Source organism: Kitasatospora sp. NPDC057512, from assembly GCF_042802135.1.
In the GTDB taxonomy this organism is placed as follows: Bacteria; Actinomycetota; Actinomycetes; order Streptomycetales; family Streptomycetaceae; genus Kitasatospora.
Genome location: NZ_JBHVET010000444.1, coordinates 1 through 7,169, shown reverse-complemented (window position 1 = coordinate 7,169; position 7,169 = coordinate 1). Strand labels below are relative to the sequence as shown.

Genomic DNA, 7,169 nt, shown 5'->3' with positions numbered 1-7,169 from the left:
CCCCGGGGCCGCCTTTCCGTTTCCGCCTGCGGGCGCTACGGCGCCTACCGCCCGGCGACGTCCGGGGTGACCGGGTCCGGCCCCATGTGCGGGTCGCCCTCCAGCGGCAGCTCCTGACCGCTGGTCCGGTCGACCACCGTCCGCCCGGCCAGCGGCGAGCGCAGGTCGGCCGAGACCGACTGCCGCTTGGCCAGCGCGTTGCACACCTGCCCCGGCTGGACGGTGGGCGGGCCCGGTACGACCAGCACGTCCACCCGGCCCGGCTGGGACTCGTCCGCCTTCAGCGCGTACGTGGTGCAGACCCCGCCGAAGAAGTAGACGGTCAGCTTGGTCGTGCCGTCCACCCGGTAGGCGACCGGCGGACGGACGGGCGCGTCCGAGCCGTTCGGGTTCGGCTCGCCCACCGCGATCCCGTTGCCCGGGGGAGTGGCCGGGGCCGGCTGCCCGGGCGGGGGAGTGGCCGGGGCGGGCGTGGAGCCGGTCGGCGGCTGGGCCGGCTGCGCGGCCCCGGAGGAACTCCCGGTCGGAGCCGCCGAGGACGGGCTCGCGGAGTCCGCCGGGGCCTGCGGCGAGGCACTGGCCGAGGCGGAGGCGGCGGCCGAGCCGCTCGTCGCCGCGTCCGAGGCGGGCTTGCCGCCGCTGCCGCAGCCGGCCACCGTCACCACCGCCGCCAGCACCAGACCCGTCAGGGCCACCGCTCGCCGACCGCGCCGGGGCATCGTCTCCAGATCCATCTGCACATCCTCCCGAGGGTTCAGCGGTGCCGCCTCCTCGCCGCTCCGCGCGGATGTGACGTGCTCCGGTCGGATCCGGTTCCGCACCGGTACCGCGGCGGTCCGATCCGGTCCGGCGCGGGCTCAGAAGCCGTACTCGGCCATCCCGGCGACCACCCGCTGGGCCCCGGAGGACACCCGGAAGCCGGTCGAGGCGGGGGCGACGGGCTCCGGGCCGGCCGCGAGCTGCGGCCAGAAGCGACGCAGCCGCCGGGAGGAGTCCACCAGGGCGTCGAGCGTCTCGCCGTCCTCGGTCCGCAGGACGGGCAGGGCACAGGGGTCGGTCATCATCCGGTATCGCTCCGATCCAGGGCCGCGGCCACGCTGCCGCGGTCGACGACGGGGCCCGCACGACGGGCCCTCCACGGCCGACCCTAGGCAGGGGCCCGGCCGCCCACCAGTGCTACCGGGAGGTAGTACACGGAGGAGGGCGACGGGTGCCACCATGGCCGTGGGGCGGCAACTTGCGGCACTCTTGCCTGGGCGCTCCCCGGGGCCGGGTACCGTAGGCGGGTTCGTCCCCGCCTGCCCGCTGGCCCCGCAGCCACCCTGAGGAGACCCCCCGTGCGTATCGCCGTCGCCGGCTCGATCGCCACCGACCACCTGATGACGTTCCCCGGCCGGTTCGCCGACCAGCTCGTCGCCGAGCAGCTGCACACCGTGTCGCTGTCCTTCCTGGTCGACACCCTGGACATCCGCCGCGGCGGCGTCGCGCCGAACATCGCCTTCGGCATGGGTGTGCTCGGCCTGCGCCCGATCCTGGTCGGCGCCGCCGGCGCGGACTTCGCCGAGTACCGCAGCTGGCTGGAGCGCAACAACGTGGACTGCGACTCCGTCCACATCTCCGAGACCCGGCACACCGCGCGCTTCATGTGCACCACGGACGAGGACCACAACCAGATCGCCTCGTTCTACACCGGCGCCATGGCCGAGGCCCGCAACATCGAGCTGAAGCCGATCGCCGACCGCGTCGGCGGCCTGGACCTCGTCCTGGTCGGCGCCGACGACCCGCAGGGCATGGTCCGCCACACCCAGGAGTGCCGCACCCGCGGCTACGCCTTCGCCGCCGACCCCTCCCAGCAGCTGGCCCGCCTGGAGGGCGAGGACATCCGCGAGATCGTGGACGGCGCCGCGTACCTCTTCACCAACGAGTACGAGGCCGCGCTGATCGAGAGCAAGACCGGCTGGGGCGCCGAGGAGCTGCTCACCCGCGTCGGCACCCGGATCACCACCCTGGGCAGCAAGGGCGTCCGGATCGAGCGCAAGGGCGAGGCGCCGATCGTGGTCGGCTGCGCCAAGGAGGAGGCCAAGGTCGACCCGACCGGCGTCGGCGACGCCTTCCGCGCGGGCTTCCTGGCCGGCCTGTCCTGGGACCTCGACCTGGAGCGCTCCGCCCAGATCGGCTGCATGCTCGCCACCCTGGTGATCGAGACCGTCGGCACCCAGGAGTACGAGCTGCGCCCGGCCGCCTTCCTGAAGCGCTTCGAGGAGGCCTACGGCGCCGAGGCGGCCACCGAGATCAGCGCGCGCCTGGTCAAGTAGTCCGCCGGACGACGAGGTAGGCCGAGCCCCGGTCGCCGCCGTACTCGGCGGCCGGGGCCTCGCCCGCGTACTCCTGTCCGCGCATCTCGCACCAGGCCGGGATGTCCAGCCGGGCCGCCTCGTCGTCCGCCAGCACGACGACCGTGCCGCCCGGCGGCACCTCGCCGATCCGCTTCGCCAGCTCGATCACCGGCAGCGGGCAGCGCTTGCCCAGCGCGTCGATCACCAGCGGTACGTCCGAGGAGTCGGCGGCCGGTGCCGGCGCCGGCAGGTCCAGTCCGAGCGGCGCCCGGACGCCGGCCACCAGGTCCGGCAGTACCGCGAGGAAGCGTTCCACGTCGGCCTCGGCCGTCCCATACGGCAGCGAGACCCGGACGTTCCCCTCGGTGAGCACCCCCATCGCCGCCAGCACATGGCTGGGCGTCAGCGTGGACGAGGTGCAGGAGGAGCCGGAGGAGACCGCGAAGCCCGCCCGGTCCAGCTCGGTCAGCAGCACCTCCCCGTCCACGTACAGACAGGAGAAGGTGACGATGTGCGGCAGCCGCCGCACCGGGTCGCCGACCACCTCGACCTCGGGCACCAGCCGCGGCACCCGGGTGCGGATCCGCTCCACCAGCGCGTGCAGCCGGGCGTTCTCCCGCTCGGCCTCGGCCCGTACTGCGCGCAGCGAGGCGGCCGCGGCCACGATCGCCGGGACGTTGACGTAGCCGGGCACCCGGCCGCCCTCGCGCTCGTCGGCCGGCAGCGGCGAGGCGTACCGGACGCCCTTGCGCACCGCCAGCACCCCGACCCCGGGCGGGCCGCCCCACTTGTGGGCGCTCGCGGTCAGCAGCGACCAGCCCGCCGGGACGTCCACCCGCCCGGCGCTCTGCGCCGCGTCCACCAGCAGCGGGACGCCGGCCCCGGCGCACAGCGCGGCGACCTCGCCGACCGGCTGCACCGTCCCGACCTCGTGGTTGGCGCTCTGCAGCGCGGCCAGCGCGGTGTCCGGGCGCAGCAGCGCGGCGAAGGCCGCCGGGTCGGCCCGGCCGCCCCGGTCCACCGGCGCCACCGACACCCCGCCCCCGGCGGCCTCGTGGCGTTCGGCGACGTGCAGCACGCTGGAGTGCTCCACCGCGGAGTGCACGAAGTGGCCGCCGCGCCGCCGGTTCCCGGCCAGCGCGCCCAGCAGGCCGAGTTGGACGGCCTGGGTGCCGCTGGCGGTGAAGGAGATCTCGTCCGCCCGGGTGCCCAGCACCGCGGCCACCGTCTCGCGGGCGGCGTCCAGCAGCATCCGGGCCTGCCGGCCGGAGCGGTACAGCCGGGCCGGATCGGCCCAGCCCTCCTCCAGGGCGGCGGTCAGCGCCTGCCGGGCGACGGGGTGCAGAGGGGCCGTCGAGGCCACGTCGAAGTACACGGTCACATTTAACGACACACCCGGCCGCGTCCCCGGTCGGTCGCGCGGCTCACCCGCCGTCAGTCGATCATCCGGAATGTCCGCTTCGTCCGCGCCCGACGGGCCGTCACGGGCGTCGCCCGAGGTCATCCCCCGATCGGGCGTACGGACCTCGAATGCCTACGATGACCTGCGACGCAGCCCCCACCGGGCCTGATCGGGCTAGCGGGCGGCGCGTTACCGGGGGCTGCCCGTCAGGAGCGCATAAGGCTGGAGTAGGGTTTGGCCCGCATAAGCATTCAAACCGTGCCCGTGGACGGGTCGCCGGGGAGGCTCACACTCCTCCCCGGGGCGACGCGAAGGCGGGCGAGACTTCGGGAAGGCGCTACGTGAGTCCCAACGGCTCCGACCGCTCGCCGCGGCGCACGATGCGGCGGAAGCTGCCTCAGGCGCTGGCACTGGGCCTCGTCATCGCGACCGCCACCGGCTGCTCGGCCAACGACCTCCCCAGGCTTGGCCTCCCGAGCCCCGTCACCAAGGAAGGGCCCATGGTCCTCCAGATGTGGCAGGGCTCCTGGATCGCGGCGCTGGTGGTCGGCGTACTGATGTGGGGTCTGATCATCTGGAGCGTGATCTTCCACCGGCGCAAGCGCACCGGCGTGGAGGTCCCCCCGCAGACCCGGTACAACGTGCCCATCGAGGCGCTCTACACCGCGGTCCCCATCATCATCGTCTCGGTCCTCTTCTACTTCGTCGCCCGCGACGAGTCGAAGCTGACCGCCACCTCCGAGAAGCCGCAGCACTACGTCAACGTGGTGGGCTTCCAGTGGAGCTGGGCGTTCAACTACGAGAACACCGAGACCCCCGACCCGGCCAACAAGGACGCCGCGTACGACGTCGGAACCCCCAAGGAGGTTCCGACGCTGTGGCTGCCGGTCAACGAGTCGGTGCAGTTCCGCCTCACCTCGCGTGACGTCATCCACGACTTCTGGCCCGTCAACTTCATGATGAAGATGGACGTCGTGCCGGGCGTGGTGAACAAGTTCGAGGTCACGCCGACCGTCAAGGGCGAGTACATGGGCAAGTGCGCCGAGCTCTGCGGCGTCGACCACTCGCGCATGCTGTTCAACGTCAAGGTCGTCGACCGCGCCGACTACGACAAGCACCTGGCCGAGCTTCGCGCCAAGGGCCAGAACGGCTGGGTGCCCTCCGGCCTCATCGGCATGGGAAGTGAAGAGAAGTGACCATCCTCAACGAGCCCGCCGCGGCCGGCGGGGGCGCCGATGCCGTCACGGTCGGGGCGCAGCGGACCCGGAAGCCGGGTTCCACCATCATCAAGTGGCTGACCACCACTGACCACAAGACGATCGGCACCCTGTACCTGGGCACGTCGTTCGCCTTCTTCCTGATCGGTGGCATCCTCGCCCTGGTCATGCGTGCCGAGCTGGCTCGTCCCGGGACCCAGATCCTGTCGAACGAGCAGTTCAACCAGGCGTTCACGATGCACGGCACGATCATGCTGCTGATGTTCGCGACGCCGCTGTTCTCCGGTTTCGCGAACTGGATCATGCCGCTGCAGATCGGCGCGCCGGACGTGGCCTTCCCGCGTCTGAACATGTTCGCGTACTGGCTGTACCTCTTCGGCTCGGTCATCGCGGTGGCGGGCTTCGTGACCCCGAACGGCGCCGCCGACTTCGGTTGGTTCGCCTACTCGCCGCTGTCCGACGCGGTGCACTCGCCCGGCGTCGGCGGCGACATGTGGATCATGGGCCTGGCCTTCTCCGGCTTCGGCACGATCCTCGGTGCGGTCAACTTCATCACCACGATCATCTGCATGCGCGCTCCGGGCATGACGATGTTCCGGATGTCGATCTTCGTCTGGAACACCCTGCTGACCGCGGTGCTGATCCTGCTGGCCTTCCCGGTGCTGGCCGCCGCGCTGTTCGCCCTGGAGGCGGACCGCAAGTTCGGTGCCCACGTCTTCGACCCGGCCAACGGCGGGGCGATGCTCTGGCAGCACCTGTTCTGGTTCTTCGGCCACCCCGAGGTGTACATCATCGCGCTGCCGTTCTTCGGCATCGTGTCGGAGATCATCCCGGTCTTCAGCCGCAAGCCGATGTTCGGCTACTCCGGTCTGATCGCGGCCACCATCGCGATCGCCGGTCTGTCCGTGACGGTGTGGGCGCACCACATGTACGTCACCGGACAGGTACTGCTGCCGTTCTTCTCGTTCATGACCTTCCTGATCGCGGTCCCCACCGGTGTGAAGTTCTTCAACTGGGTCGGCACCATGTGGAAGGGCTCGCTGAGCTTCGAGACCCCGATGCTCTGGACGGTCGGCTTCCTGGTCACCTTCCTCTTCGGTGGTCTGACCGGTGTCCTGCTGGCCTCCCCGCCGATCGACTTCCACGTCTCGGACTCGTACTTCGTCGTCGCCCACTTCCACTACGTGGTCTTCGGCACCGTCGTGTTCGCGATGTTCGCCGGCTTCCACTTCTGGTGGCCGAAGATGACCGGCAAGATGCTGGACGAGCGCCTCGGCAAGATCACCTTCTGGACGCTGTTCTTCGGCTTCCACACCACCTTCCTGGTGCAGCACTGGCTCGGCGCGGAGGGCATGCCCCGCCGCTACGCCGACTACCTGGCCTCGGACGGCTTCACCACGCTGAACACCATCTCGACCATCGGCTCCTTCGTGCTCGGCCTGTCGATCCTGCCGTTCCTCTACAACGTCTGGAAGACCGCCAAGTACGGCGAGAAGGTCACCGTGGACGACCCGTGGGGCTTCGGCCGCTCGCTGGAGTGGGCGACCTCCTGCCCGCCGCCGCGGCACAACTTCCTCACCCTCCCGCGGATCCGCTCCGAATCCCCGGCCTTCGACCTCCACCACCCGGAGATCGCCGCGCTGGACTACCTGGAGAACCACGGCGAGCCGGCCAAGCACCTCGCCGGTGTGACTCCGGCGAAGTACGACGCCCCGAAGCTGGGCAAGGGCAACAAGGAGGGTGACGCCTGATGAAGGAACAGGGAAAGATCTTCCTGGGCCTGTCGGTCTTCGTGCTGGCCATGGCCATCACCTACGGCCTGTGGACCAACTCCAACACCGACGGCCCGGGCCTGGAGGCCGCCGGTACGACGGCGCTGTTCCTGGCCTTCGGCCTCTGCGCCTTCATCGGGTACTACCTCGCCTTCACCGCCCGCCGGGTGGACAGCGGCGCGGGTGACAACCCCGAGGCCGAGGTCGCGGACGACGCCGGCGAGCTGGGCTTCTTCGCCCCGCACAGCTGGCAGCCGCTCTCGCTGGCGCTCGGTGGCGCGCTCGCCTTCCTGGGCGTGATCTTCGGCTGGTGGCTGATGTTCTGGGCCGCCCCGATCATCATGATCGGCATCTTCGGATGGGTCTTCGAGTTCTACCGCGGCGAGAACCAGAACCAGTAGGTTCCCGCTCGTGCACCAGGGCCGGTCCTCCCGTACGGGAG

7 protein-coding genes are annotated in these 7,169 nt (G+C 71.2%); 4 read left to right on the top strand and 3 right to left on the bottom strand.

Annotation, left to right across the window (positions count from 1 at the left end; translation table 11 throughout):
* Positions 1-44 precede the first annotated feature (44 nt).
* Together ACFU6K_RS25625 and ACFU6K_RS25620 are read right to left on the bottom strand one after the other, a co-directional pair.
* Positions 45-734: a hypothetical protein gene (locus ACFU6K_RS25625; RefSeq protein ID WP_380666765.1), complete on the bottom strand. Its 690-nt coding sequence runs from the start codon at positions 732-734 to the stop codon at positions 45-47.
* A 123-nt stretch (positions 735-857) separates the two neighbouring features.
* The gene (locus ACFU6K_RS25620; protein WP_380666763.1) at positions 858-1,064 is read right to left on the bottom strand and encodes a hypothetical protein; all 207 of its coding nucleotides are present in this window, start codon (positions 1,062-1,064) and stop codon (positions 858-860) included.
* A 273-nt stretch (positions 1,065-1,337) separates the two neighbouring features.
* Here ACFU6K_RS25620 and ACFU6K_RS25615 point away from each other — a divergent pair, with 273 nt between their 5' ends.
* Positions 1,338-2,315 (top strand): carbohydrate kinase family protein, encoded by a 978-nt coding sequence (locus ACFU6K_RS25615; protein WP_380666761.1) that lies wholly within the window; start codon positions 1,338-1,340, stop codon positions 2,313-2,315.
* On the opposite strand, the gene ACFU6K_RS25610 is transcribed toward ACFU6K_RS25615, so the two are convergent.
* The gene (locus ACFU6K_RS25610) at positions 2,308-3,711 is read right to left on the bottom strand and encodes a cysteine desulfurase/sulfurtransferase TusA family protein (protein ID WP_380666759.1); all 1,404 of its coding nucleotides are present in this window, start codon (positions 3,709-3,711) and stop codon (positions 2,308-2,310) included. The genes ACFU6K_RS25615 and ACFU6K_RS25610 overlap by 8 nt on opposite strands.
* A 368-nt stretch (positions 3,712-4,079) precedes the next feature.
* On the opposite strand from ACFU6K_RS25610, the gene coxB reads away from it, so the two are divergent.
* The 3 genes from coxB to ACFU6K_RS25595 are packed head-to-tail and all read left to right on the top strand — an operon-like array spanning position 4,080 to position 7,128.
* Entirely contained in the window at positions 4,080-4,934 is an 855-nt protein-coding gene (gene coxB, locus ACFU6K_RS25605) for a cytochrome c oxidase subunit II (RefSeq protein WP_049651842.1), read from the top strand.
* Positions 4,931-6,706 (top strand): cytochrome c oxidase subunit I, encoded by a 1,776-nt coding sequence (gene ctaD / locus ACFU6K_RS25600; protein ID WP_380666757.1) that lies wholly within the window; start codon positions 4,931-4,933, stop codon positions 6,704-6,706. The genes coxB and ctaD overlap by 4 nt, the downstream gene beginning before the upstream one ends.
* Complete coding sequence (locus ACFU6K_RS25595; RefSeq protein ID WP_380666755.1) at positions 6,706-7,128, top strand: cytochrome c oxidase subunit 4; 423 nt, start codon at positions 6,706-6,708, stop codon at positions 7,126-7,128. Before ctaD ends, ACFU6K_RS25595 begins: the two co-directional genes overlap by 1 nt.
* Positions 7,129-7,169: the final 41 nt, after the last annotated feature.

Coding starts and splice junctions, on each gene's coding strand:
- ACFU6K_RS25625 (WP_380666765.1), bottom strand. CDS start 734: ATGGATCTGGAGACGATGCCCCGGCGCGGTCGGCGAGCGGTGGCCCTG.
- ACFU6K_RS25620 (WP_380666763.1), bottom strand. CDS start 1,064: ATGATGACCGACCCCTGTGCCCTGCCCGTCCTGCGGACCGAGGACGGC.
- ACFU6K_RS25595 (WP_380666755.1), top strand. CDS start 6,706: ATGAAGGAACAGGGAAAGATCTTCCTGGGCCTGTCGGTCTTCGTGCTG.